The 24,835-nt window shown below is 69.9% G+C and carries 20 protein-coding genes; 7 read left to right on the forward strand and 13 right to left on the reverse strand.

Annotation, left to right across the window (positions count from 1 at the left end):
• Positions 1–23: 23 nt before the first annotated feature.
• Both B1H50_RS05400 and B1H50_RS05405 read right to left on the reverse strand, forming a co-directional pair.
• Positions 24–464: an NfeD family protein gene (locus B1H50_RS05400; RefSeq protein ID WP_080462744.1), complete on the reverse strand. Its 441-nt coding sequence runs from the start codon at positions 462–464 to the stop codon at positions 24–26.
• A 99-nt stretch (positions 465–563) separates the two neighbouring features.
• The gene (locus B1H50_RS05405) at positions 564–1,382 is read right to left on the reverse strand and encodes an ABC transporter ATP-binding protein (protein WP_080462745.1); all 819 of its coding nucleotides are present in this window, start codon (positions 1,380–1,382) and stop codon (positions 564–566) included.
• Positions 1,383–1,550: 168 nt separating this feature from the next.
• On the opposite strand from B1H50_RS05405, the gene B1H50_RS05410 reads away from it, so the two are divergent.
• Positions 1,551–2,300, forward strand: a complete 750-nt coding sequence (locus B1H50_RS05410; RefSeq protein ID WP_080462746.1) for a hypothetical protein — start codon at positions 1,551–1,553, stop codon at positions 2,298–2,300.
• 65 nt (positions 2,301–2,365) lie between these two features.
• On the opposite strand, the gene glgA is transcribed toward B1H50_RS05410, so the two are convergent.
• A complete protein-coding gene (glgA, locus tag B1H50_RS05415; RefSeq protein ID WP_080462813.1) occupies positions 2,366–3,595 on the reverse strand; it encodes a glycogen synthase in 1,230 nt (409 codons plus the stop codon).
• 219 nt (positions 3,596–3,814) lie between these two features.
• Here glgA and glgC point away from each other — a divergent pair, with 219 nt between their 5' ends.
• Positions 3,815–5,059 carry a glucose-1-phosphate adenylyltransferase gene (gene glgC, locus B1H50_RS05420; RefSeq protein WP_080462747.1) on the forward strand — a complete coding sequence of 415 codons (1,245 nt, stop codon included), beginning with the start codon at positions 3,815–3,817 and terminating at the stop codon, positions 5,057–5,059.
• Positions 5,060–5,150: 91 nt separating this feature from the next.
• Positions 5,151–5,783 (forward strand): phosphoserine phosphatase SerB, encoded by a 633-nt coding sequence (gene serB / locus B1H50_RS05425; RefSeq protein WP_080462748.1) that lies wholly within the window; start codon positions 5,151–5,153, stop codon positions 5,781–5,783.
• 717 nt (positions 5,784–6,500) lie between these two features.
• Here serB and B1H50_RS05430 read toward each other — a convergent pair.
• The 4 genes from B1H50_RS05430 to B1H50_RS05440 form a co-directional block, all read right to left on the reverse strand.
• Positions 6,501–8,369 carry an ABC transporter ATP-binding protein gene (locus B1H50_RS05430; protein WP_080462749.1) on the reverse strand — a complete coding sequence of 623 codons (1,869 nt, stop codon included), beginning with the start codon at positions 8,367–8,369 and terminating at the stop codon, positions 6,501–6,503.
• Positions 8,318–8,767 carry a hypothetical protein gene (locus B1H50_RS09725; protein ID WP_158082828.1) on the reverse strand — a complete coding sequence of 150 codons (450 nt, stop codon included), beginning with the start codon at positions 8,765–8,767 and terminating at the stop codon, positions 8,318–8,320. Before B1H50_RS09725 ends, B1H50_RS05430 begins: the two co-directional genes overlap by 52 nt.
• 142 nt (positions 8,768–8,909) lie before the next feature.
• Positions 8,910–9,452, reverse strand: a complete 543-nt coding sequence (locus B1H50_RS05435; RefSeq protein WP_080462750.1) for a SixA phosphatase family protein — start codon at positions 9,450–9,452, stop codon at positions 8,910–8,912.
• Positions 9,453–9,518: 66 nt separating this feature from the next.
• Positions 9,519–10,403 (reverse strand): SDR family oxidoreductase, encoded by an 885-nt coding sequence (locus tag B1H50_RS05440; RefSeq protein ID WP_229657906.1) that lies wholly within the window; start codon positions 10,401–10,403, stop codon positions 9,519–9,521.
• Between the two features lie 60 nt (positions 10,404–10,463).
• Between B1H50_RS05440 and dusB the strand changes: the two genes are divergently transcribed.
• Entirely contained in the window at positions 10,464–11,732 is a 1,269-nt protein-coding gene (dusB, locus tag B1H50_RS05445) for a tRNA dihydrouridine synthase DusB (RefSeq protein WP_080462752.1), read from the forward strand.
• On the opposite strand, the gene B1H50_RS05450 is transcribed toward dusB, so the two are convergent.
• Positions 11,684–13,009: a YibE/F family protein gene (locus B1H50_RS05450; RefSeq protein WP_080462753.1), complete on the reverse strand. Its 1,326-nt coding sequence runs from the start codon at positions 13,007–13,009 to the stop codon at positions 11,684–11,686. The genes dusB and B1H50_RS05450 overlap by 49 nt on opposite strands.
• Positions 13,010–13,020: 11 nt before the next feature.
• Positions 13,021–14,412, reverse strand: a complete 1,392-nt coding sequence (locus B1H50_RS05455) for a glycine--tRNA ligase (RefSeq protein ID WP_080462754.1) — start codon at positions 14,410–14,412, stop codon at positions 13,021–13,023.
• Between the two features lie 270 nt (positions 14,413–14,682).
• Between B1H50_RS05455 and B1H50_RS05460 the strand changes: the two genes are divergently transcribed.
• From B1H50_RS05460 to B1H50_RS05475, 3 genes are all read left to right on the forward strand, one after another.
• Entirely contained in the window at positions 14,683–15,144 is a 462-nt protein-coding gene (locus B1H50_RS05460) for a Fur family transcriptional regulator (RefSeq protein ID WP_080462755.1), read from the forward strand.
• Between the two features lie 204 nt (positions 15,145–15,348).
• Positions 15,349–16,191 carry a glutamine amidotransferase-related protein gene (locus B1H50_RS05470; RefSeq protein WP_080462756.1) on the forward strand — a complete coding sequence of 281 codons (843 nt, stop codon included), beginning with the start codon at positions 15,349–15,351 and terminating at the stop codon, positions 16,189–16,191.
• Positions 16,192–16,203: 12 nt separating this feature from the next.
• Positions 16,204–17,334, forward strand: coding sequence for a carboxylate-amine ligase (locus tag B1H50_RS05475; RefSeq protein ID WP_080462757.1), 1,131 nt, complete (start codon positions 16,204–16,206; stop codon positions 17,332–17,334).
• Positions 17,335–17,354: 20 nt separating this feature from the next.
• Here the strand turns inward: B1H50_RS05475 and uppS are convergent, their stop codons facing one another.
• From uppS to B1H50_RS05495, 4 genes are all read right to left on the reverse strand, one after another.
• Complete coding sequence (gene uppS / locus B1H50_RS05480; RefSeq protein WP_080462758.1) at positions 17,355–18,173, reverse strand: polyprenyl diphosphate synthase; 819 nt, start codon at positions 18,171–18,173, stop codon at positions 17,355–17,357.
• A gap of 1 nt (position 18,174) precedes the next feature.
• On the reverse strand, positions 18,175–18,921 hold the full coding sequence (recO, locus tag B1H50_RS05485) for a DNA repair protein RecO (protein WP_080462759.1): 747 nt from the start codon (positions 18,919–18,921) through the stop codon (positions 18,175–18,177).
• 90 nt (positions 18,922–19,011) lie between these two features.
• Positions 19,012–20,802 carry a 2-isopropylmalate synthase gene (gene leuA, locus B1H50_RS05490; RefSeq protein ID WP_080462760.1) on the reverse strand — a complete coding sequence of 597 codons (1,791 nt, stop codon included), beginning with the start codon at positions 20,800–20,802 and terminating at the stop codon, positions 19,012–19,014.
• A 403-nt stretch (positions 20,803–21,205) separates the two neighbouring features.
• Positions 21,206–24,757 (reverse strand): proline dehydrogenase family protein, encoded by a 3,552-nt coding sequence (locus tag B1H50_RS05495; RefSeq protein ID WP_080462761.1) that lies wholly within the window; start codon positions 24,755–24,757, stop codon positions 21,206–21,208.
• Positions 24,758–24,835 lie beyond the last annotated feature (78 nt).

Consider the following 24,835-nt stretch of genomic DNA (forward strand, 5'->3'; position numbering starts at 1 on the left):
GCAGGCCCCGGGTCAGATTCTGGTCAGTCGGTGGGGGCGACGACGGCGGTGGCGCCGTCGATCGACAGGACGGTGATGGGGGTGCCGGGCTCGAGGCGCACGCCGCTCCCCTGGCCCTCGGTCAGGCGGGCGCTCCACTCCGCGCCGCCCAGGCGGACGCGCCCGCCCAGAGTGTCCACGGCGGTCAGGGTGCGCCCGGCTGAGCCGATGATGGCGTCGGCGTTGGTGCGCATCCCCGGCGCCGAGGAGGATATGCGGCGCTTGAGGACCGGGCGGACGGCGAGGAGCAGCAGGCCGGCGATCCCGGCGGCCACGATGACCTGCAGCCACAGCGGCGCCCCCAGGAGGGAGGCGCTCATGCCGCCGAGCGCGCCCCCTGCGAGCATCAGGAAGGTGAGATCGGCCGAGAGGGTCTCGACGATGGCCAGGATGAGGGCGGCGCCAAGCCACCAGGCCCATTCCATAGGGCTCTCGCTTTCTGCCCGATGACTGGGCTGTGGTTGACGAGTGGGACGGGGATGGGGCCTGCAGGGCCGATCGCCCAGACCGGATCCGGGCCCGGCTCAGGACTGGTGATCACCGGAACGAACGGCGGGGCCGCTGAGTCCGCGGGCGGTGAAGCGCCCGCGATCCCTCGCGATCTCCAGGGGCAGGCCGAAGGCGGCCGACATGGTCGAGCTGGTGAGAACCTCGTCGAGCGCTCCAGCGCCCACGGCCCGCCCGTCGCGCAGGGCGAGGGCGTGGGTGAAGCCCACCGGGATCTCCTCCAAGTGGTGGGTGACCATGATCATCGTCGGGGAGGAGGGCGTGGCCACGATCTGGCTGAGCGCTCCCAGCAGCTGCTCGCGCCCGGCGACGTCGAGCCCCGAGGCGGGCTCGTCGAGGATGAGGAGCTCGGGGTCGGGCATGAGGGCGCGGGCGATCTCCACGCGCTTGCGCTCGCCGGAGGACAGGCTCGCCCAGGGGCGCTCGATGAGCGCGCCCGAGCCGAGCGCCGTGAGCAGCGCGGTAGCGCGCTCGGTGTCCTTGTCCTCATACTCCTCCCGCCAGACGCCGATGCGGCCGTAGGAGGCCGACAGGACGATGTCGAGGACGCGGTCGCCCGCCTGGAAAGTGGAGGCCATGGCCGATGAGCTCAGCCCGATGCGGGGGTGGAGCTCGGAGATGTCCACCCTGCCCAGCCGCCGCCCCAGGACCTCCACGGCCCCGGAGGAGGGGAAGAGCCGGGCCCCCGCGATGCGGGCGGCCGTGGTCTTGCCAGCGCCGTTGGGCCCGAGGACCACCCAGTGCTGCCCCTCGTCGACCCTCCAGGAGAGGTGGTCGAGGATCTGCGTGCTCCCGCGGTGGAGGGAGACGTCGTCGAGGAGAAGAACACGGGTCACGGGATCACCCTATCCCACCCGCGTGACCTGAGCCGCAAGCACTCGCGAGGAACTCTCCCCTCCTCGATCGAGACGGGTCCAGCGGGGACGGGGTACCGGCATTTTACGTCCCCGCAGCGCGGTGCGGCCTCGCAATCGCAGCGCTCCCAACGGTTTAGGGTGCGCAGCGTGACTGACCTCGACCTGCGCCCCTCGATCCTGCTCGCCCTGTGGCTGCCCGTGCCCTCCTCGCGTGGCGCCGCCGCCGTCGAGGGCGCCGACGGCGCCCACACGGTCGCCGCTCCGGAGCTCGGCGGCGAGGTGCCCCTGCTGGAGTGGATGACCCTGGTGGGACGGCCCGAGCGGGTGGCGGCGGTTTTCCCCAGCCCCTCCGATCCCCTGCCGGGACTGGGCTCGGCGCTCGACGCCGGTGAGGCGGTGCTGCTGCGGACCGCAGCAGCACGAGGCGGCCCGCATGAGGCCCGGACGCGCCTGCTCATCCCCGAGCCGTCGGGAACGAGCGCGGTGTGGCGCCTCGTCGATCTGGGCACTGGGCCCACGGGCCCCGCTCCGGCAATCCCTCCCTTCGATGCCGCGCACGCGCGCACCCAGGTTCATGCGGCGACGGAGGAGGCCATCGAGGCGCTCACCGAGCTGGACCTGGCCCGGGAGCGTCCCGAGCTGGCCGACGATCTGACGGATCTCATCACCGCTGTCGCCGACCCGCGCCTCCTGCCACCGGGGATGGACCAGCGGCGCCGCGAGCTCCTGGAGCGCTCACTTCGCCTCCTGGGCATCTGCGAGATCGCGCTGGACGACGACGGCGCCGCGGCGACGGCACTCCAGGCCGAGCGGAGGGCGCGGGTGCTGCGACCTCTGCGGGACACCGCGCGCCGCGGCGTGGCCGCGGCGACGGACTGGTGGGCCGGAGCGCGCTGAGGACGCCCCGGTCCCGGCCCGCCCCGGAGCCTGTGCGAGACCGAGGCGGGACCGCGATCGAGGGATCAGCCGCGATCGAGCACCCAGCGGTAGACCTCCATCGTGCGCTGGGCGATCGCCTCCCAGGAGAAGTGCTGCTCAACGCGAGTGCGAGCCGCCCTGCCCATGCGCCGGGCCAGGGCCTCATCCATGACGAGCGAGGTGAGGCGCTCGGCGAGGTCCTGGATGAAGGTCTCGGGCTCCACGGGGGTCCCGGTGCCGTCGGTGACCTGCTCGATGGGCACGAGGAGGCCGGTCTCACCGTCGACGATGACATCCGGGATGCCACCCGTGGCCGAGCCGACGACGGGCAGCCCGCAGGCCATGGCCTCGAGGTTGACGATGCCCAGGGGCTCGTAGACGCTCGGGCACACGAAGACGTCGGAGGCGGACAGGACGGCGATGAGCTCGGGCCGCGGCAGCATCTCCTCGATCCACACCACGCCGGTGCGCTTCTCACGCAGCCCCGCCACGAGGCCCTCGACCTCCGCTTTGATCTCTGCGGTGTCCGGTGCGCCGGCGCACAGGATCACCTGGACCTCGGCGGGCAGGAGCTCGCAGGCGCGCAGCAGGTAGGGCAGGCCCTTCTGGCGGGTGATGCGTCCGACGAACACGATCGTGGGGCGCGAGGGGTCGATGCCCAGTCGTTCCAGGACGGCGGTGGATGCAGCGTCGGCCTCTGGGCCGGTGGGGCGCTGCCAGGCGTCGAGGTCGATGCCATTGTGGACCACCTTGACCCGCTCGGGGTCGATGGCCGGGTAGGAGCGCAGGATGTCGGCGCGCATGCCGTTGGAGACGGCGATGACGCCGGCGGCGGCCTCGTATGCGGTACGCTCGGCCCAGGAGGACAGGGCGTAGCCCCCGCCGAGCTGCTCGGCCTTCCACGGGCGCAGGGGCTCCAGGGAGTGGGCGGAGATGATGTGCGGGGCGCCGTGGAGGAGGGAGGCGAGGTGACCGGCGAGGTTGGCGTACCAGGTGTGGGAGTGGACGATGTCGGCGCCCTCGCAGCCAGCGGCGATCTCCAGGTCGACGCCGAAGGTGCGCAGCGCCGCGTTCGCGCCATCCAGCTCCGCGATCTCCGGGTAGCCTGTGACGCCGTCGTCGGCCCCCTCACTGCCCGGGTCGCGGGGCCCCCCGAAGGCGTGGACGCGCACATCGGCCAGGGGCCGCAGCACGCGCGCGAGCTCGTTGACGTGGACGCCAGCGCCTCCATAGATGAACGGCGGGTACTCCTTGGTGAGCAGATCGACTCTCAGTGACGCCATGTGCCTATGCCTCCTCGGCTGCGCGTTCGGGGCCGCCCTGCGGGCCAGGGCGCCGTCGGCCGTGATGCGGGCCTCAGTGCAACCGTAGCGGGATCGGGCGGTGCGCCGCCGGGGTTTCAGCCCTTCTCCGACGCCTCGCCATGAGGTCAGATGTCAACCCGCATCCCAAACCGGTCACATGAGTGGCCCCGATCACCGTAAGGTGGCCCCATGGCTTCCCCTCGTGTCCTCGCAATCATCCTCGCCGGCGGTGAAGGCAAGCGCCTCATGCCCCTGACCGTCGATCGGGCCAAGCCCGCCGTGCCCTTCGGCGGGATCTACCGGCTCATCGATTTCTCCCTGTCCAACATGATCAACAGCGGCTTCCTCAAGGTCGTCGTGCTGACCCAGTACAAGTCGCACTCGCTGGACCGCCACATCGCCAAGACCTGGCGCCTGTCGAACATGCTGGGCAACTACATCGCGCCCGTGCCCGCGCAGCAGCGCGTGGGCAAGCACTGGTTCCTCGGCTCGGCGGACGCGATCTACCAGTCCCTCAACCTGCTCGACGACGAGCGGCCGGACTACGTGGTGATCACCGGCGCGGACAACATCTACCGCATGGACTTCTCCCAGATGCTGGACCACCACATCGCCTCCGGACTGCCCTGCACCGTCGCGGGCATCCGCCAGCCGCGGTCCCTGGCGGACCAGTTCGGCGTCATCGAGTCCGACCCGGCCAACCGGGGCGTCATCAAGGCCTTCGTGGAGAAGCCGAAGAACACCCCCGGGCTGCCCGACTCCCCCGACGAGATCCTCGCCTCGATGGGGAACTACATCATGAACGCCGACGCCCTCCTGGAGGCCGTGACCGCTGACGCCGCCGACGAGTCCTCCAAGCACGACATGGGCGGCAACATCGTGCCGTGGTTCGTCTCCCGGGGTGAGGCCGGCGTCTACGACTTCAAGGACAACGACGTCCCCGGGGCAAGCGAGCGCGACCGCAGCTACTGGCGCGACGTCGGGACGGTGGACGCCTTCTACGAGGCCCACCAGGACCTCATCAGCGTCAGCCCCGTGTTCAACCTGTACAACGACCGCTGGCCGCTGTTCGCCGGATATGACGCCTCGATGCCCCCGGCGAAGTTCATCTACGCGCACCACGAGCGCCTGGGGCACGCCGTTGACTCGATCGTCTCGCCCGGCGTCATCGTCTCCGGTGGCGAGGTGATCTCCTCGGTGCTCTCGCCGTCGGTGCGAGTGAACTCGTGGTCCTCGGTGCGCTCGTCGGTGGTCATGGACGGCGCGCAGATCGGCCGGAACACAGTGGTTAACCGCGCGATCCTCGACAAGCACGTGGTGATCGAGGAGGGCGCGATGGTCGGCATTGATCGCGAGCACGACCTCGAGCGCGGCTTTACCGTCACCGAGTCCGGCATCACCGTGGTCCCCAAGGGCAAGGTTGTCACGCGCTGAGGCACTCCCCGGGGCCGGCCGATCCCAAGCCGGCCCCGGGGACGCGCTCGGCGAGGGGCCGGGCGGCACGGGCGACGTCGTTGGGAGCAATATGAGCACGGGACCGGGCCTGCTGGTGATGGACGTGGACTCCACGCTCATCGAGCAGGAGGTCATCGAGCTCATCGCCGAGCGGGCGGGGACTCGAGAGGAGGTCGCCGCCGTCACTGAGCGGGCGATGCGCGGCGAGTTGGACTTCGCGGCCTCGCTGCGCGAGCGGGTGGCGACGCTGGTGGGCGTGCCGGAGACAGTATTCGCCGAAGTCCTGGCCGAGATACGCCTGACGCGCGGGGCGGCGGGCCTCATCACGGGTCTGCATGAGCGGGGCTGCGCCGTGGGCGTGGTCTCAGGGGGCTTCGAGGAGGTCGTCCTGCCCCTGGCCGAGCGCCTGGGGATCGATCATGTGGCCGCCAACCGGCTGGAGGTCGCCGATGGGCACCTCACCGGGCGGGTCCTGGGGAGGATCGTGGATCGAGGCGTGAAGGAGGCCTGCCTGCGCCAGTGGGCGGCTGAGCGCTCGGTGCCGATGGAGCGCACGGTGGCGGTGGGCGACGGCGCGAATGATCTCGATATGATCCACGCGGCGGGCCTCGGGATCGCGTTCTGCGCCAAACCGGTGGTCCGCGAGCAGGCCCCGGCGCGGATCGACGCGCGCGACCTGCGCCTCGTGCTCGACCTCCTCTAGCCGCACCGCCCCCTTTCGCGAGACCGGTCGAAAACATGGGCGAGACCGGTTGGCCGTCCACAGGACAGTGCTGGTGGTGAGGGTTTTCCACAGGTTGGTGGTGGGGCCTGGCGCTAGGGGTGGGCGGGGCCCTTGCCCTGGCGGCCTGCCGCGCCCTAGACCCAGCACCGCTGACGGCCCGTGCCAAGGACCCCGCCCCGCCCGAGGCCAGCGGGGCCCCTCCCACCCAACTGGCGGCCGCCGGCCCGAGCGAGGCCACCGCCCCGGCGCCGACCACCGACGCGCTCGACAGTGGTACCGGAGTGGGCACAGGTGCCAGGCGACACGGTGGGGTTCCCATCGACGCATGAGCCGCAGGACAGCAATTCGTCGAGGCCGGACGACGCCTACCCTCAGGCGTCAGGAGTGCGTTAGCGCGGGCCATGAAGGCCCCTGAAGGGCCGTGAGCGCGGTGACCCGCGTCCTACCGGAGGCTTCCGCCTGCCCACGAACCCGTTCGCGGCCTTCCGAGGACGCGGGACAGGGCGCGAGAGCACTCCCCCCCCCCATCCCTCTGCGAGATCAAATCCTTCACCATATCCGAGATGATCCACCCCCTTCGTTGCGTCCGACAGATTCCATGGGCCTCCCCGTGGCCCTCAAGGACAATTCCAAGATGGGCAGCGACATCATAGGCGCCCCCCGGGACGCTGTGTGCGCTGTTTCCGGCAGGACCGATCAACGGCCCTGCAGGGCCTGGGCGTCATACATATTGCGATAATGCGCGCAGCCTTCCATTAAGTCCGCGTGCCTGCCAACGCCAACGACCGCACCATCATCGACGACGATGATCCTGTCCGCATGAGCCACTGTGGCGAATCTATGCGAGACGAGCACGACTGTCGTCTCGCCCCCAAGCGCGGCCATGGCCTCGAAAAGTATCTTCTCCGAGACCGCGTCCACAGAAGCGGTCGGCTCGTCAAGGACCAACAGGCGAGGCTTCTTCACCAAGGCCCTCGCAGCCGCGATCCGCTGCCACTGCCCAATAGACGGTTGATGACCTCCCTCAAAATGCCGCCCCAGCATCGTGTCCAACCGCTCAGGCAGGGACATGGCCCAATCCCTCAGTCCGACCGCTTCAAGAGAATCCCAGAGCCGTTCATCATCAGCGGTGCCACGATCTCGCGGATAGCCGTATTCAATATTGTCTCGCAACGATCTCTCATATTTAACGAAATCTTGGAAGAGAGCGGAGGACCATGAGCATAAATATTCTCGCGACAGCTCCCCGATGGGGCGGCCATCAACGAAAATTTCCCCTTCATCCGGCTCATAGAACCTTAGCAGCAATTTACATATCGTTGATTTGCCGCAACCGTTGACTCCGACAAAAGCGGTGATGCTGCCACTGTCGATCGAGAAGGAAACATCATTCAACGCGAGAACATCAGTCCCAGGATATCGGAAGCTCACATTACGGAACTCCACTGAGCCGCCGCGCCCACCGGAAGGCCCTCGGAACGCGCCTTCAGCGATACGGGCGGGTTTCGTATCGACCAGTGCCGCCCAATTTGACACATAAAGAAGATGCTGATAAATGCCTGTGAAGCCGATGAACGCCGCGAGCACTAATGGGCCGACCTGAGTAGTGGCCGAAATAAATCCCGCAAGCTCGCCCACCCTATTATGCGCCCCGGCAACAATTGCCGCGTAAACCACTGCGCCGAAGCTGGCGAGCACAGAGACCATCCCAAGGCCTCCGGCCTGGAGGAGAGTGAAGCGCGCCAGGCCGATGTCTTGGCGCAAGAAATTTTTCTTGATCAACGAATACGAGTCCGTGAACAGTTCATCCAGGCGGAATAGGCGAGTTTCCTTCTTGGCGCTATCCGACATGAGCAAGCCGCGGAAGTATCCCGCCAGCCTAGCCTTCGCGGCACGCTCGTACTCTATATCATAAGCCCTCGTTTGAACGCGAAAAGTAGCAACGCATCCAGGGATAGGGGCGACAAGGAGTATCGATGCTATAACAGGGCTCCATTGCCAGAGCACTGCGCATATGCTCAGCAGCGACAGCAGCGATTGGATCGCAGATCTCAGCGTATCGAACAAACCGTAGACGTGCTCACCCGTCGATTCGTTCACACGTTGGATGATGTCATACGTCTTTGAGGATTCAAAATTTTGCACCTCCATGTCCCCCAGTCGTTGAGCCACATCGATCTCTATGTCATACGATAGCCTTAAAGTTAAGGTATCTCCAAGGAATTTGATCATGTTCTCGAGAATGTATTTCACGAAAACAATCAGTCCGAACACGATGGCCCAAACGAGGTACCCTCTATGACCAGCACTGTCCACGACTGACGATACGAGAACTCCGACCGCATATACTTGCGCCCCAGGGAGAATACCGGCCACTATCGACAATATTCCGATCACGGCGAAGCGGCGACGCGCGCTTCTGCCGATTCGACTCCAAGCAATGCTCGTTGTCCGGGACAGGGGAGCCGCCCCGCGCATCAATTGCCGTGGCTCAAACTCAGTTTCCACAGCAATCATCCCCTTTCTAGATAGGTGTATCGATGGATTATCTTCCTCAACATCCATAGAATATCGGTTTCAAATTCCCTGTTCGCTGAATTCAGTCGGTTGCAATGCACGTGCATAAGAGAGTCGATAATCGAATTATACTGACCAGAACCGAGGTCGCGATGATTAGCAATCGTTGTCACCGGATCAGAATTGAGCATCGCCATACTATCTCTTTTTTGTGGATCATTAAATATATCTCGAAAGAACGCTAGTAAGGGATCTCTCTGCTTTGAATGCGCATTCATAGAAATTTTAGTAGCATGGATATCCCTCGGAATGCGATCAAGTAGGTTATGAGGCTCGATACCTAGCACATCAATATATTCAATCAACGACTTGACGCCATCAATTGGTAAAATTGGATCACTCCGCCTGTCGGTCTTGTACCTCTTGACCAAGACCTGGAGCGCCACAGACTAAGCATCCAACTCATCACCACACCTTCTTGATCACGCCCTTGGAACGAGCAAGCTCCCATCGCGCTTCCACAGGCGCGCTGCCGGTCCCCTCCACGCCTCTTTGCGGGCCACTTCCGCAGAGCGCTCATGACGGCGACTAATGGGCGGGGGTGAGAAGATCGATGACCTCGGCGGTGCCGCCGGTGAGGGCGTTCCACGGCGAGCCCACCCGCAGGACGGCGGCGTTGGCGGTCGACATGCCGTAGGAGACCCGCCGCCCGAGGTCGCTCACTCCCCCATCGAGATAGGCGGCGAGCTCGGAGGTCGTCGGCTCGTGCCCCACCACGATCACCGTGCGCGCGCCCGGCCCCGCCTGACGCACCAGCTCGAGGACGGCCCGGCCTCCCCCGAAGTACACGTCCTCCTCCACGAGGGCTCGCCCCGGGGACAGCCTCTCGGCGATCGGCTGGGAGGTCTGCCGCGCGCGCTCCGCGGGCGAGACGATGAGCAGGTCGGCGCTCCCCACCCGGGTGGCGAGGACCGCCGCCAGGGCCCGGGCCTGCGCCGCGCCGGCGTCGGACAGTGGGCGCTCGATATCCGTGGGCGCCGCGGCGGCACGGGCGTGGCGGATGAGGACGAGCGTGCGGGCCTCAGCGGCATCGGCGGCGCCAACAGCGGCGTCGGGGGCGGTCTCAGTCATGGGTCCTCCTCGCGGGTTGGGGGCGTGCGGATCGGTGGCCGGGGCGGTGCCGGACGACGCCCGCGATCACAGGGTCGCCCCACCGTCGGCGTGGATGACGGCCCCGGTGGTCGCGGGCATCCAGTCGGACAGGAGGGCGACGGCGGTGCGCGCCACCGGCGAGGCGTCGTTGGGGTCCCAGCCGAGCGGGGCGACCGCCCCCCAGCCGCCCACGAGATCATCGAAACCGGGGATCGCGGAGGCCGCCGTCGTGCGCAGCGGCCCGGCGGACAGGGCGTTGACCCGCACTCCCCTGGGCCCGAGCTCGACGGCGAGGGCCCGCACCGAGGCCTCGAGGGCGGCCTTGAGCGGTCCCATCCAGCCATAGCCGGGGTAAACGCGGGAGGTGTCGAAGGTGAGGGCGAGCACAGAGCTCCCCCGCCCCAGCAGCGGCGCCGTCGCCTCGGCGAGCGCGGCCAGGGACGCGGCGGAGACGATGAAGGCGTCGCGGAGCGCCGCCATGCGCGCCTCCCCCGCCTCCTCCAGGCGCGCCCTCGCCCGCTCGCCGTCGTCATCCTCCCCCGAGCCGGCGGGCAGCACCGTCCCGAGGAGGTCGCGGCTGGCACGGGCGATCGAGTGGACGAGGCCGTCGAGCCGCACCACGCCAAGGCGCTCCAACTCGGCCGGCAGCGCGGCCAGGGACGCGGGATCGGCCGCATCGAGCCCCACCACGGGCTCGGCCAGGCCCTGCAGCGCGGCGACGGACTCCGTCAGGGCCCGGGCGCGCGGGTGCGCGGTGAGGATGACGCGGGCGCCCTGCTCAGCGGCGGCGCGGGCCACGGAGGCGGCGATCGAGGAGGGGCGCATGACCCCGGTGATGAGGATTGTGCGCCCCCGCAGCAGCCCGGGGGATGCGCCCGGGCTCGGATCCCTCGGATTCATGGCCCCTCCCGGGTCCGTCGCAGCCGTCACAGGCACAGCCTACGGGGTGGCGCCGTCCCCGGGGAGGCGACTCCGTGCCAGCATGAGCGCGTGATCGCCCCTTCGCACTCCCCCGCCCCGCTGCGCCTGGGCCCCATCGAGGTGCCCATGCCCGTGGTCCTCGCTCCGATGGCGGGCGTCACGAACGCCTCCTTCCGCCGGCTGTGCCGCCAGGCCGCCGAATCCGCGCTCCCCGACGCCCTGCGCCCCTCCTCCCCGGGCCCGGTCCCCACCGACGGCGGCGGCCTGCGGGCGCCCGCAGGCCTGTACGTCACGGAGATGGTCACCACCCGGGCCCTCGTGGAGCGCAATGAGAAGACCCTCGCCATGGTACGCACCGACCCCGCCGAGCGGGTCCGCTCAATCCAGCTCTACGGCGTCGACCCCGTCATCGCGGGCAGAGCCGTGCGCATCCTCGTCGAGGAGGACCTCGCCGACCACATCGACCTCAACTTCGGCTGCCCCGTGCCCAAGGTGACCCGCAAGGGCGGGGGCGCGGCCCTGCCGTGGAAGCGGGACCTGCTCGCCGCGATCCTGCGCGAGTGCGTGGGCGCCGCGGAGAACGCCGTCCGGGCCGCCCGCCGCTCACGGGAGGTACCGGTGACGATGAAGATGCGTGTGGGGATCGACGAGTCCCACGAGACCTTCCTCGATGCCGCCCGGGCGGCGGAGAATGCCGGCATCGCCGCCGTCGCGCTGCATGCGCGCACCGCCCGGCAGCACTACTCGGGCCAGGCCGACTGGGCCCGCATCGCCGAGCTCAAGGAGTCCACGCGCCTGCCGGTGCTGGGCAACGGGGACATCTGGGTGGGGGATGACGCCGTACGCATGATGGCCGCCACCGGCTGCGACGGCGTGGTCGTGGGGCGCGGCTGCCAAGGGCGCCCATGGCTCTTCGCCGACATCGTCGCCGCCATGCGCGGCGAGGCCTCCCGCACCCGCCCGGATCTCGACGCCGTCATCGCCGTCATCCGCGAGCACGCCCGGCTGCTGGCCGATGAGATGGGTGAGGACCGGGGCGTGCGCGACCTGCGCAAGCACGTGGGCTGGTACCTCAAGGGCTACCCGGTGGGCGGGGCTGCCCGCAACGCGCTCATGCGGGTGGGCTCGTTGGCCGAGCTCGACGCCGCCCTGGGGACCATGCGCTCGCACCTGCCCGCCCAGGTGCCCTACCCCGGCGAGACCGTCGAGGGGCCCCGTGGCCGCGCGGGCCATCCGAAGCGCCCTCACCTGCCCGATGGCTGGCTGGACTCCCCCGTGCTCGACGCCGATCAGGCCGAACTGCTGGGCGAGGCGGAGTCGGACGTCTCGGGGGGCTGAGCCGGGCCCTCAGGGGCGGCCGCCCCCGGGCCGGCCAAGCCCTTCGTGCCATCGGCGCTCTGCCCCGCCCCACCGGTGCGGCACAGGATGGTGGCGATGGCCGTGGTCGCGGGGATCGCCAGGACGAGCCCGATCGAGGACACGAGCGTGCGCACGATCTCCTCCCCGATCTCCCCGCTGAGCAGGGTGTCGATCACGGAGCGGTCGATGAGCGCGGCGGAGAGGATGAGCGGGAGCGCGGTGCCCGCGTAGGCGAAGGCGAGGGTGTAGACGGTGGATGCGATGTGGTCGCGCCCGATCCTCATGCCACCGGTAAACAGGCGGCCCCGGGGCATGGCGGGGTTGGCGGCGTGCAGCTCCCAGACGGCCGAGGCCTGCGTGATGGTGACGTCGTTGAGGACGCCGAGCCCCGCCACCACCATCCCGCAGGTGAGCAGGGCCCGCAGGTCGAGCTGAACGCCGGCCTCGCCCACGAGCCCGTTGAGGGTGAGGGCGGTGTCCTCGACGGCGCCGGTCAGGTTGGATGAGCTCGTCCCCCACAGCGCGAGCAGCACGGTGATGATGACGCCGGCGAAGGTGCCCAGCAGCGCGGTGGTGGTGCGCACGGATACCCCGTGCGCCACGTAGACCGCCATGAGCATCATCGCCAGCGAGCCGGTGAGGGTGACGGCCAGCGCGTTCTCCCCGGCGAGCAGCGCGGGGATCATGAAGCCCATGAGCACGGCGGTGGCCATGAGCAGGCCCAGGACGCTGAGCGCGCCGCGCTTGCCGGCCACCGCGAGCACGAGCACGAGGTAGACGGCCGCCAACAGCCCGATCGGCAGGCTCCGCTGGTAGTCGACGAAGACGTAGGGGGTGCCGCCGGCGAGCGCCTGGGGCGTGTAGAGCACCTTCATGGAGTCACCGGGATGGGCGACGCGCGCCGACTCGGGCGGGATATGGACCGGGACGACGAGGCCCTTGCCCTCACCACTGGTGATCTCGGCGCACAGGGCGTCGGTGAGCAGTGAGCCGTTGGAGATCCCGCTGAGGACCTTGGCGGAGTCCTCGCAGTCGGATACGGAGGTGGAGGTGACCGTGGCGGTCTCCATGGAGGACCCCCCGACGGCGAAGGGCCGCGAGCCCACGAGGGAGCTCTTCCCCGGCCACAGCAGCGCCAGCCCCACGAGGGTGGCCAGGACGATCGGCACGATGATCGCCGCCAGCACGATCCTCACGCGGCGCGCCTCGCCCACCGTGACGGGCGAGGCGCCGTGGTGGTGGGAGTGCCCCGACATGCCGGGCGCCGTCAGCAGCCGGCGAGCCGCTCGGCCAGGTAGCGCTCGATGCCCTCCAAGGGCACGCGCTCCTGGACCATGGTGTCGCGCTCGCGCACCGTGACGGCCCCGTCCTCCGGGGAGTCGAAGTCGTAGGTGAGGCACAGCGGCGTGCCGATCTCGTCCTGGCGGCGGTAGCGGCGGCCCACCGCCCCCGCGTCGTCGTACTCGACGTTCCACAGGCGGCGCAGGCGCGAGGCGACGGCCTTGGCGGGGCCGGTGAGCTCCTCCTTGCGGCTCAGCGGCAGGACGGCGGCCTTGACCGGGGCCAGGCGCGCGTCGAGCTTGAGGACCACGCGGGTGTCGAGCCCGCCCTTGGTGTTGGGGGCCTGGTCCTCGTGGTAGGCCTCGACGAGGAAGGCCATCATGGAGCGGGTCAGGCCGGCGGCGGGCTCGATGACGTAGGGAACCCAGCGCTCGTTGGTGGTCTGGTCGAAGTAGGACAGGTCCTTGCCGGAGTGCTCGGCGTGGGTGGACAGGTCGAAGTCCGTGCGGTTGGCGATGCCCTCGAGCTCGCCCCACTCCGAGCCGGCGAAGCCGAAGCGGTACTCCAGGTCGACCGTGCGCTTGGAGTAATGGGAGAGCTTCTCCTTGGGGTGCTCGTAGAGACGCAGGTTGTCGGGGTCGATGCCCAGGTCGATGTACCAGTCGCGCCGGTAGTCGATCCAGTACTGGTGCCACTCCTCGTCGGTTCCCGGCTTGCAGAAGAACTCCATCTCCATCTGCTCGAACTCGCGGGTGCGGAAGATGAAGTTGCCCGGGGTGATCTCGTTGCGGAAGGACTTGCCGACCTGGCCGATGCCGAAGGGAGGCTTCTTGCGGGCGGCGCTCATGACGTTGGCGAAGTTGACGAAGATCCCCTGGGCGGTCTCGGGGCGCAGGTAGTGCAGGCCCGCCTCGTCATCGACGGGCCCGAGGTAGGTCTTGAGCAGACCGGAGAATTCGCGGGGCTCGGTCCAGCTCCCGCTCTGGCCGGTCTCGGGGTCGGGGACCTGGTCGAGCGTGACGGCGTCGGGGTCGAGGCCCTTGCGCTCGGCGTACTCCTCGATGAGCTGGTCGGCGCGGTAGCGCTTGTGGGTGTGCAGGGACTCAACGAGCGGGTCGGTGAAAGCACCCACGTGGCCGGAGGCGACCCAGGTCTCGCGGGGCAGGATGACCGAGGAGTCCAGGCCCACAACGTCGTCGCGGGAGCGGACCATCGCCAGCCACCACTGCTTCTTGATGTTCTCCTTGAGCTCGACGCCGAGCGGGCCGTAATCCCAGGCGGAACGCGTGCCGCCGTAGATCTCGCCGCAGGGGAACACGAAGCCGCGGCGCTTGGCCAGGTTGATGACGCGATCGAGTGTGGAGGAGTTCTGTGCCACCGGGTGTCTCCTGAATCATTCCGTCGTTGTCCGCACCTGGATGGTGGGAACGAGTGCCGACAGTCTAAGTGCAGCACCGCGCCTCCCCGACGACACCCCGCCCGGCCTGCCGAGAGGCGGTCCTCGCCTGTGACGAGCATTGCCACACCGAGGCACCCGTCGGTGAGATGATGAGGGCGGGCCGACGCTGGGCGCGCTCTCGTGCCGGGCTCCCCAGTACCCCTTGAGCACTGGCGCGATCGCGCCGACGATGAGAATCGAGGCCATATTGTGAGCAGGACGGCGGGCGACACCCCCTCCAAGTCCACCGCGGGCTCGACGGCGGCCAGGCCCCGCGCCACGCGCCAGCGCGCCGCCGTGGCGGGGATCCTTCAGCGCACCGCAGAGTTCCGCTCCGCCCAGCAGATCTACGCCGCCCTGGAGGCGGAGGGCACGAAGGTGGGGCTGGCCACGGTCTACCGCAATCTCACGGCCCTGGCGGACAGCGGGCAGGTGGACCAGGTCCGCAGCGCCGACGGCGAGATCCTCTACCGCTCCTGCGAGCGGGTGGGTCATCACCACCACATCGTGTGCCGCAACTGCGGACGCACCGAGGAGGTCGCCGGAGAGGAGCTCGAGGCCTGGATCGAGAGGGTGGGCACGGCCGCCGGGTTCACCCAGATGGAGCACGTGGCGGAGTTCTTCGGGCTGTGCCGGGACTGCTCGGCGCGCGCCGAGGGCGACGACGCCTGACAGACGCGGCGCCGCGGCGGGGCGACATCGCCCCGTCCATTCTCTTCCACCGCATCATCGCCGGAGTCGTCATCACCCGCATCATCCCGGTCTCGCCAGGAGCGATGATCGTCATCCTCCTCGTGGGCGGATACGCCCCCGCGGCGCTCATCGATGCGATGATCTCTGCTGTTCGCTCCGCACCCCGCCGTCAGGAGGCAGTTGATGATCGACGAGCGCCCGGGCCGATCCCCCCGCGCTGACAGCCCCGTCCCCGCGCGCCCCCTGCTCGTGGCCGTGTGCCGCGAGCCCGGGCCCATCGCCGACGACGAGCTCGCCACCCTCATCGAGTGGGGCGGTCTCGACCCCGAGCACGGCATCGAGACCATCCACCTCCTGGAGGCAGGCGCCCCCGAGCCCGAGGAGATCGACCTGGATCGCTACTGGGCGGTGACGATCACGGGTTCCCCCTTCGGCATCCGCCCCGATCCGGCCCACGATGCCGCCCACCCTCCCGCCGGGGGGCTGGCGGCGCTGGAGCGGATGCGCCGCCGCGCAGTGGCGCTGGCCGGGAGGCTCGTGGCCGAGGACCGGCCCACCCTGGCCCTGTGCTTCGGCCTCCAGGCGATCGCGCTCGCCCTGGGCGGAGGCCTCACGAGCGCTCAAAGCGAGGACTTGAGCGCGCCGCACCTGGCGCCCACCGAGGCCGGGCTCGCCGACCCGGTCACGGGCAGGCTCCCCGCAGCGCTACGGGGCTATGTGGGGCACGCCGACTCCCTCGCCGTCGGACCCGATGGCGCTCTTCCCGGCGGCGGGACGATCCTGCTGACCGGCGCCACCTGCCAGGTGCAGATGGCCCGCTGGGGCGAGCACGTGTACGGCACCCAGTTCCACCCGGAGATCACCACCGAGGGCATGCGCATCCGCATCGCCCAGTACGGGGGCGCCTACTACCCGCCCGAGGAGCGAGCCGCCGTCATCGAGCGCTGCGACAGCGCCGACGTCACCGGCGCCAACGCGCTCATCACCGCCTTCGCCAGCCGCTACGCGCACAGCCCTACCACGTAGGAGGGACCCGCCATGTCCCTGAGATTCGCCGCCTCGGCCCGCTCCACCATCGGGGTGGAGTGGGAGTTGCAGATCATCGATCCCGCGACACTGCGCCCCGTGCCCTGCGCCCCGGAGATCCTCGCCGAGTTCGCGCACGCCCACCCCGCCCATGGGCGGATCCATGCCGAGATGCTGCGTAACACCCTCGAGCTGGTGAGCAGGCCCCGGAGGACGGTCGCCGGATGCGCCGAGGATATGGGCATCGCCCTGGACATGCTCGCGCCCTTCGTCGAGGCGCATGAGGCCGTGCTGGTGGGATCGGGCACGCATCCCTTCGTCTCACCGGCCAGTCAGGGCGTGTCCGAGTCCGAGCGCTACGGCGCACTGGTGGACCGCACCCGGTACTGGGGCCGTCAGATGCTCATCTTCGGCACCCATGTGCATGTGGGGGTGGAGGATCGGGCCAAGGTCCTTCCCATCGGCGAGCACCTGCTCGCCCACCTGCCCCACTTGCAATCGCTGGCGGCGGCCTCGCCGTTCTGGGATGGGGAGGACACCGGCTACGCGGACAACCGCGCCTGGATCTTCCGCCAGCTGCCCCACGCGGGCCTGCCGGAGTGGCCGGGGGATTGGGCCGGGCTGGAGGCTCTCACGGAGTCGATGTTGCGGGCGGGAGCGATCAAGAGCTTCAACGAGCTGCGCTGGGACGTGCGCCCCTCCCCTGGCTTCGGAACGATCGAGGCGAGGATCTGCGACGCCTCCTCCAACCTCCTGGAGGTGCGGGCGATCGCAGCGCTCACGCAGTGTCTCGTGGAGTCCGCCTCGCAACGGCTCGATGAGGGGCTCCCCCTGGCCCGTCTGCCCCGCTGGTTCCTGGCGGAGAACAAGTGGCGCTCGGCCCGTTACGGGCTGGACGCGACCATCGTGACGAGTCCCGACGGCGAGCAGGCGCCCCTGCGCCAGTCCCTGAGCGCCCTCGCAACCGAACTTGAGCCGGTGGCGCAACGACTAGGCTGCGCGGATGACCTGGCGCTCGTTCAGGGGATCCTCACCAGCGGCGCCGGGTACGAGCGCCAGCGTTGGGCCCACGACGACTCCGGTCTGGAAGGCGTCGTCGAGCAGCTCATCGGTGAGATGAGGGCGGGGCGCCCGCTGCCCTGAGTCGGCGGGCGGCGCGGGCGCTACTGCCCGTCCTCCGCCTTCCCCGCGACGGCGTCGATCGCTCCCCCGAAACGGCGGTTCCTGGAAGCGTAGGCGACGCAGGCCCGCCACAGCTCGGCCCGATTGAACTCGGGCCAGGGCAGATCGGTGAAGTAGAGCTCGGCGTAGGCCGAGGACCACATGAGGAAGTTGGAGGTGCGCTGCTCGCCGGATGTGCGGATGAAGAGGTCGACGTCGCGCATGGCCGGGGAGTAGAGGTAGCGCTGGATCGTCTTCTCCGTGATGGAAGCTGGCTTGAGGCGGCCGGCGGCAATCTCCTGCCCGATGGCCCGGGCGGCGTCGGCGATCTCAGCGCGGCCCCCGTAGTTGAGGCACATGTTGAGCACCATGGTGGAGTTGCCCGCGGTGATGCGCTCGGCGCGGCGCACCTCCTTGAGGACGGACTTCCACAGCTTGGGCTCGCGTCCGACCCACCGGACCTGCACGCCCCAGTCATTGAGATCGTCAGTCTGAGCGCGCAGGGCAGTGCGGGCGAAGCCCATGAGGAAGCGGACCTCTGCCGGGCTGCGGCGCCAGTTCTCCGTGGAGAAGGCATAGACGCTCATCTCCTTGATGCCGAGCTCGACGCCACCGGCGATGACATCCATCATGGTGGCCTCACCGATTCGATGCCCCTCGGTGCGGGCCAGGCCCCGGCTGTTGGCCCAACGCCCATTGCCGTCCATGACGAGGGCGACGTGCTCGGGGAGCGCAGTCGCGGCGATGAGCGGAGGAGTGAGCCCATCGCGGTGCAGCGGAACGGATTCGGGCGCGGTAGTGGGATCGGGGGCGGTAGGCATATCAGGCTCTTTCGACGAGGGCGAGGGACCGCAGGCGGCGCTCCAGGTGCCAGGTGGTGTAGGCGGAGACGAGCCCGGAGGCCTGGGCCCGGTCCCGGGTGGTCGAGGCGTCGGCGAGCCGCCAGTCGCCGGATAGGAGGGCCCCCATGAGCGCCATGGCTCCGGGGTCGACGGTGACACTCCCGGCGGGTCGGCAGCTCTCGCAGACAGCACCGCCGGCCTGGACGTGGAAGGCCGTGTGAGGTCCGGGGGCACCGCAGATGGCGCAATCGAAGCACGATGGAGCCCAGCCGGCCAGGGCGAGAGCGCGCAGGAGGTAGGAGTCGAGGACAAGGCCAGGGGCATGGCGCCTGCGGGCGAGGGCGGCGAGGGCCCCGTAGAGGAGGAGGAACTGCTGGGGGGAGTCGCCGGTGCCGAGGTCGCCGTCGTCCTCGGTGAGGCGCTCGGCGGTCTCGGCCATGGTCTGCGCGCAGGTGAACATGGCGTAGTCGGTGGCGATGGGATGGCTGAAAGGGTCGATGGTCTCGACCTGGGTGACGACGTCGAGGCTGCGCCCGGCATGGAGCTGGACGTCGATCATGGAGAAGGGCTCGAGGCGCGCGCCGAAACGAGAGGTGGTGCGCCGCACGCCCTTGGCGACGGCCCGGGCCTGCCCGTGGTGCCGGGTGAGCATGACGATGATGCGGTCGGCCTCACCCAGCTTGTGGGTGCGCAGGACGAGGGCCTCGTCGCGGTAGAGCCTCTGCACGGGCCAGATCCTCTCACGCGCCGCGCCCTCCGGGGGCGAGGCGGGGCGCCGCGCCATGCCCCGCCCCCGGGGACCGCCCGGTGGGCGGCCTCAGCGCAGAGCGCGGTTGACGGCGGAGATGATCGCCTTGAAGGAGGCGGTCGTGATGGAGGGGTCGAGGCCGACGCCCCACAGGACCTGGCCGTCCACCTCGCATTCGACGTAGGAGGCAGCGGTGGCATCGCGCCCCTCGGACAGGGCGTGCTCGGCGTAGTCGAGGATGCGGATGGACACGCCGGTCTGCTCCAGGGCAGAGGTGAAGGCGTCCACGGGTCCGTTGCCGGAGGCGGTGAGCAGGCGCTTCTCCCCCTCGTCGGTGAGCGTGACGGTGAGGATCGAGTCCTCATCATGGGTGGAGGTGAGCGTGGCGCCCTTGAACTCGAAGCGCCCCCAGGCCGCCAGGTCCTCCAGTCCGTCGCGGTGGATGACGGCATCGATGGGCAGGTACTCGTCGGCGAAGATGCGCCAGAGCAACGTCGCGTCGACCTCGCCGCCGTAGGTGTCGGTATGGCGCTGGATGATGCGGGAGAACTCGATCTGGAGACGGCGCGGCAGGTCCAGGTTGTGGCTGTTCTTGAGCAGGTAGGCGACCCCGCCCTTGCCCGACTGGGAGTTGACGCGCACGACGGCCTCGTAAGAGCGGCCCACGTCGTGGGGGTCGATCGGCAGGTAGGGCATGGACCAGGGCACGGCGATCTCGGCGGCGTCATCCTCGAGTCCCTCGGCGCGCCTGGCCTCGACGGCCTTGGCGCGCGCGGCGAAGCCCTTCTTGATGGCGTCCTGGTGGGAACCGGAGAAGGAGGTGTAGACGAGGTCCCCGGAATAGGGCGTGCGCGGGGGGACGTCCATCTGGGTGGAGCGCTCGACGACGCGGCGCACCTCATCGATGTCGGACAGGTCGAGCATGGGGTCGATGCCCTGGCTGAAGAGGTTGAGGGCCAGGGTGACGAGGTCCACGTTGCCGGTGCGCTCGCCGTGCCCGAAGAGGCAGCCCTCGACCCGCTGACCGCCCGCGAGCAGGCCGAGCTCGGCGGCGGCCACGCCCGAACCGCGGTCATTGTGGTTGTGCAGGGAGAGGCACACATGCTCGCGATGCGACAGGTGGCGGCTCACCCACTCGATCTGGTCGGCGTAAACGTTGGGGGTGGCGCGCTCGACGGTGGCGGGCAGGTTGAGGATGATCTCGCGGTCCTCGCCCGGCTCCCAGGCACCCATGACGGCCTCACAGACCTCCAGGGTGTAGTCGCGCTCGGTGTCGACGAAGATCTCCGGGGAGTACTCGTAGCCGAAGATCGTGTCCTCGCTGAGGATCTTCTCGGCGCGGGCCATGACCATGCGGGTGCCGTCGACGGCGAGCTCGCGGATGTCGTCCTTGCCCATGCGGAAGACGACATCCCGGAAGAGGGGGGAAAGAGCGTTGTAGAGATGGACGGTGGCGCGCGGGATGCCGACGCAGGCGTCCAGGGTGCGGTCGATGAGATCCTCGCGGGACTGGGTGAGCACGGAGATGGTGACGTCCTCGGGGATGGCGCCGTCGTCGACGAGACTGCGCACGAAGTCGAAGTCGGTCTGGGAGGCGGCGGGGAAGCCGACTTCGATCTCCTTGAAGCCGATGCGCACGAGGAGGTCGAAGATGGCGCGCTTGGCCTCGGGCCCCATGGGCTCGATGAGGCTCTGGTTGCCATCGCGCAGGTCGGTGGACAGCCAGCGGGGGGCGGCGGTGAGGCGCTTGGCGGGCCAGGTCCGGTCCGGCAGGTCGGTGACGACGGTGTCCTGGAAGGGGCGGTACTTGGCGAAGGGCATGCCGGAGGGCTGCTGGGGGGCGGGCAGTGCGGTGCGCATGGTGGGGCTCCTGAGGTCAGTGGCGGCGGTCGGGCGCGCTGGGCGCCCGGCGGCCGGCAACGCGGATCGCCGCGGTCGGGGTGCCGGCCTGTCAGGCCCCGCCGCGGCGGCTAAGCAGGAGGTCGCCGCCCGGGCGCAGGGCCCGGCTCCGCGCTGGGATCACCGCTGGCATCGCTCGCTTCACTGGCATGGCCCCGACCGTACTCCAAAGGCGACGCCCCGTCAGGACGAACCACACTCCGGACCCGCATCCCCTTGCCGAGACCGGTCGAAAGCGGCACCGAAACCGGTCGACATGAGGGTCGGGAGCGGTTCGCCGCGCCTGCGCGCCCAGGAACCGCCCCGACCCGGCCTTGCGCCCTCGATCGGCGAGGATGAGGGCGCAGGGCCGGGCCGGGGGCGCTCAGACGAGGCCGGCGGCGAGGTCAAGGGGCGTGCCGAAGCGGTGGTTGGTGATCGCGACGGACTGCTCGCGCAGGAAGGGGAGCAACTCGGTATGCGGGCAGGGGGTGACCGCCCCCGTGTAGAGGGCGACGTCGGGACTGCCGATGGTCAACGACGTCGCCTCCTCCCAGACGGAGGCCTCAGGGAGGCCGCGCGGGGCGAGGATGCGCACGCGCGCGCCCAGAGCATTGGAAGTGCCCAGATCCGCCAGGCGGGCGGACCACACGCCCCCGGGCTCCAGCTCCACGCGCACGCCCGCCGCCTGAGCTGCGGCGATCAGGCTCGCCTGCAGCGGCGCCTCCACGGAGAGCTCCACGTCGGCACCCGCGAGCACGCCCGCGGCAAGGACGCGCACGAGGTCCGCCGTCTCGACGCCGAGCACGGAGCGCACGATGACGGGGGTGGGCCGGTAGCGCAGGATGTTGCGCTCGCAGACCAGCCCCGTGACATCGAGCGCCCGGCCGTAGCGCTCCTGCCAGGCGGCGGCATCGGCCGCGAGGGCGCGGCGCAGCCAGGCGGCGTCGGCGCGGACGAGCTCGTGGCGCACAGCCTCGAAGAGCCCCGCGACGCGCTCATCGACGTCGGACAGTGAACCGCTCTCAACCTCGACCTCGGCGCCCTCCTCCGGGGAGACCTCCCCCAGGCCGAGCAGGTAGGAGGGACCGCCGGCCTTCGTGGTGGCGCCGATGGCGGAGCGCTTCCAGCCGCCGAAGGGCTGGCGCCGCACGATGGCGCCGGTGATGCCACGGTTGACGTAGAGATTGCCGGCCTCGATCCCGTCGAGCCACTGGGCGAGCTCGGCGGGGTCGAGGGTCTGCAGCCCGGAGGTCAGCCCGTAGTCGACGGCGTTGACCGCCTCGATCGCCTCGGCGAGCGTATCCACCCGCATGATGCCGATAACCGGCGCGAAGTACTCGGTGAGGTGGTACTCGCTGCCGGGGGCCACACCGGCGCGGACGCCGGGACGCCACAGGCCCCCACCCAGATGCTTGGGGGCGAGCACCCAGTGCTCCCCGCGCCCCAGGGCCGTCAGCCCCCGATGCGCCTTGGGGTCATCCGGGACTGCGACGGGCCCCACCTGGGAGTCCAAGTGCTCCGGCCCCTTGACCCGCAGGGAGGCGGTGGCGTCCACGAGCTGGCGGGCGATGCGCTCGGACCGGCCCGCCGAGCCGACGAGCACGAGGAGGGAGGCGGCCGAGCACTTCTGGCCGGCGTGTCCGAAGGCCGAGGCGACGGCGTCGCGCACGGCGAGGTCGGGATCGGCCGAGGGGGTGATGATGATGGCGTTCTTGCCGCTGGTCTCCCCCAGGAGGCGCATGGAGGGCCTCCAGGAGCGGAAGAGGCGGGCGGTGTCGTAGGAACCGGTGAGGATGACGCGCTCGACGCCCTCATGGGTGACGAGGCGCTGGGAGACATCACCATCCTCGACGGGGGCGAGCATGAGGACCTCCCGCGGCACCCCGGCGGCGTGGAGGGCGCGCACGATCTCGGCGCCGCAGCGGCGGGCGGGCGGGGCGGGCTTGAGGACGACGGCGCTGCCCACGGCCAGGGCGGCCACGACTCCCCCGGTGGGGATGGCCAGTGGGAAGTTCCAGGGCGAGGCGACGACGGTCACCCGAGCGGGGGTGAAGCGGGCGCCGGTGAGGTAGTCGGGATCGGCCAGCTCCAGGGCCATCCGCGCGTAGTGGCGGCAGAAGTCGATGGCCTCGCCGACCTCCGGGTCGGACTGGTCGATGGTCTTGCCGGTCTCGGCGGCGGCCACTTCGATGAGTTCGGCCCGGCGGGAGGCGAGGACGTCCCCGGCATGGTCGATGATGGCGGCGCGCTCTGCGACGGGTCGGGCCGCCCACGCCTTCTGCGCGCTCGTGAGCCCGGCGATGGCGCTGTCCACATCCTCGATGGTGGCCAGGAAGGCCTCGCCGGAGCGCACGTCGTCGATGCCGCGCTTCGAGCCGGGGATGGCGGCCGCGATGCGGCGCGCCCATTCGCGGTTGGCGGGCAGGGCGGGGTCGGAGTCGGGGGTGGGGGCGTACTCGGGCAGGGGGCCCGGGGCGGGCGGCCCGGGAACGGGGGCTCCTTGCTCGGCGAGGCGGTCCTGGGTGCGGCGAGGCGCGGGCACGGGGGCGCCGGGGTCGAGGTCGGCAAGGGCGTCGAGGAAGCGCTGCTGCTCACGAGCGAAGACTGCGGGGTCGGAGGCGAGGTCGAAGACGCCCGACATGAAGTTCTCGGGGGCGGCGTTCTCCTCGAGGCGGCGCACGAGGTAGGAGATGGCGACGTCGAACTCGCCGGGGTCCACCACGGGCACGTACAGGAGGAGCTGGCCGACGTCGCGGCGCACGACCTCGGCGATGCCGGTGGCCATGCCGGAGAGCATCTCGAACTCGACGTCGTCCTGGGCGCCGCGGGCCTCGCGCAGTTCGTAGGCGAAGGCGATGTCGAAGAGGTTCTGGCCGGCCACGCCCAGGCGGATGTTGGCCAGGCGCTCAGGGGTCATGGCCCACTGAAGCATCCGCTTGTAGTGGGTGTCGGTGGCCTGCTTGCTGGGCCAGGTCACCAGCTCCCAGCCGTGGATCTCGGCATCGACGCGCTCCATGGACAGGTTGGCGCCCTTGACGATGCGGACCTTGACCCGGCTTCCGCCGGAGGCGACGCGGGCGGCGGCCCAGTCCTGGAGGCGCTCCATGGCGGCCAGGGAGTCGGGCAGGTAGGCCTGCAGGACGATGCCCGCCTCGTAGTCGCGCAGGTCGGGTTGACCGAGGATGGCGGTGAAGACCTCGATGGTCAGATCGAGGTCCTTGTAGTCCTCCATGTCGAGGTTGAGGAAGGTACCGTGGTCGCGGGCGACGCGGTACAGGGGCGTGAGGGCCTTGACGCCGTGGGCGACGGTCTCCTCGTGCCCCCAGGGGTTGTGGGGGCCGGTGACGGCGGAGACCTTGATGGAGACGTAGTCGACGTCGTCGCGCATGACGAGGCCCATGACCGCGGCGAGGCGGCGCTCGGCCTCCTTCTCCCCCAGGACGGCCTCGCCCAGGAGGTTGACGTTGAGGCGGTTGCCGCCCTCGCGCAGGCGGGCGAGCGCGGGTCCGAGATTGGCCTCGGTGGCGTCGACGACGAGGTCGCCGACGAGCTCGCGGAAGGTGCGGCGGGCGATCTTGGCGGCGGTGCGCGGGGCGAGGCGCGCGACGCGCCCACCGACGCCTGTGGCTGCGCCGAGCAGCTTCGGCAGGAAGCTCGTGCGCTTGGCGGCCAGGCGGGCGAGCGCGGCCCCGGCGACGTCGAGGTCGGTGGGGCGCACGACGTCGTCGGTGAAGCGGGTGGTGAACTCGAGGCCATCGGGGTCGGCGAGGATGCCGGCCAGGAGGGAGGCGCTGCGCGGGACGGGCTCGTGGGCGGAGGCGTCGGCCCAGCGGCGGGCTCGGGCGGTGGCGCGCTGCCCAACGGCCCACAGGTCGTCGGGGCAGGCGCGGTTGCGGGCGGGGCCCGTAGGGGCTGGGCTGTCCTGGGTCGCCATATGCGGCTCGCTCTCACTCGATGATCAGGGACTGATCCAAGTGTGCGACACGGCGCCGAGACGTGCAGGACTTTCGGC

This window comes from Actinomyces gaoshouyii, from assembly GCF_002072175.1.
Taxonomy (GTDB): domain Bacteria; phylum Actinomycetota; class Actinomycetes; order Actinomycetales; family Actinomycetaceae; genus Actinomyces; species Actinomyces gaoshouyii.

Excerpts from the sequence above, each read along its gene's own strand:
- B1H50_RS05400 (WP_080462744.1), bottom strand. The coding sequence starts at position 464 with ATGGAATGGGCCTGGTGGCTTGGCGCCGCCCTCATCCTGGCCATCGTC.
- leuA (WP_080462760.1), bottom strand. The coding sequence starts at position 20,802 with ATGCGCACCGCACTGCCCGCCCCCCAGCAGCCCTCCGGCATGCCCTTC.
- glgC (WP_080462747.1), top strand. The coding sequence starts at position 3,815 with ATGGCTTCCCCTCGTGTCCTCGCAATCATCCTCGCCGGCGGTGAAGGC.
- B1H50_RS05475 (WP_080462757.1), top strand. The coding sequence starts at position 16,204 with ATGTCCCTGAGATTCGCCGCCTCGGCCCGCTCCACCATCGGGGTGGAG.
- B1H50_RS05435 (WP_080462750.1), bottom strand. The coding sequence starts at position 9,452 with ATGACTGAGACCGCCCCCGACGCCGCTGTTGGCGCCGCCGATGCCGCT.
- B1H50_RS05495 (WP_080462761.1), bottom strand. The coding sequence starts at position 24,757 with ATGGCGACCCAGGACAGCCCAGCCCCTACGGGCCCCGCCCGCAACCGC.
- B1H50_RS05450 (WP_080462753.1), bottom strand. The coding sequence starts at position 13,009 with ATGTCGGGGCACTCCCACCACCACGGCGCCTCGCCCGTCACGGTGGGC.
- uppS (WP_080462758.1), bottom strand. The coding sequence starts at position 18,173 with ATGCCTACCGCCCCCGATCCCACTACCGCGCCCGAATCCGTTCCGCTG.
- serB (WP_080462748.1), top strand. The coding sequence starts at position 5,151 with ATGAGCACGGGACCGGGCCTGCTGGTGATGGACGTGGACTCCACGCTC.
- B1H50_RS05470 (WP_080462756.1), top strand. The coding sequence starts at position 15,349 with ATGATCGACGAGCGCCCGGGCCGATCCCCCCGCGCTGACAGCCCCGTC.
- B1H50_RS05430 (WP_080462749.1), bottom strand. The coding sequence starts at position 8,369 with ATGGATGTTGAGGAAGATAATCCATCGATACACCTATCTAGAAAGGGG.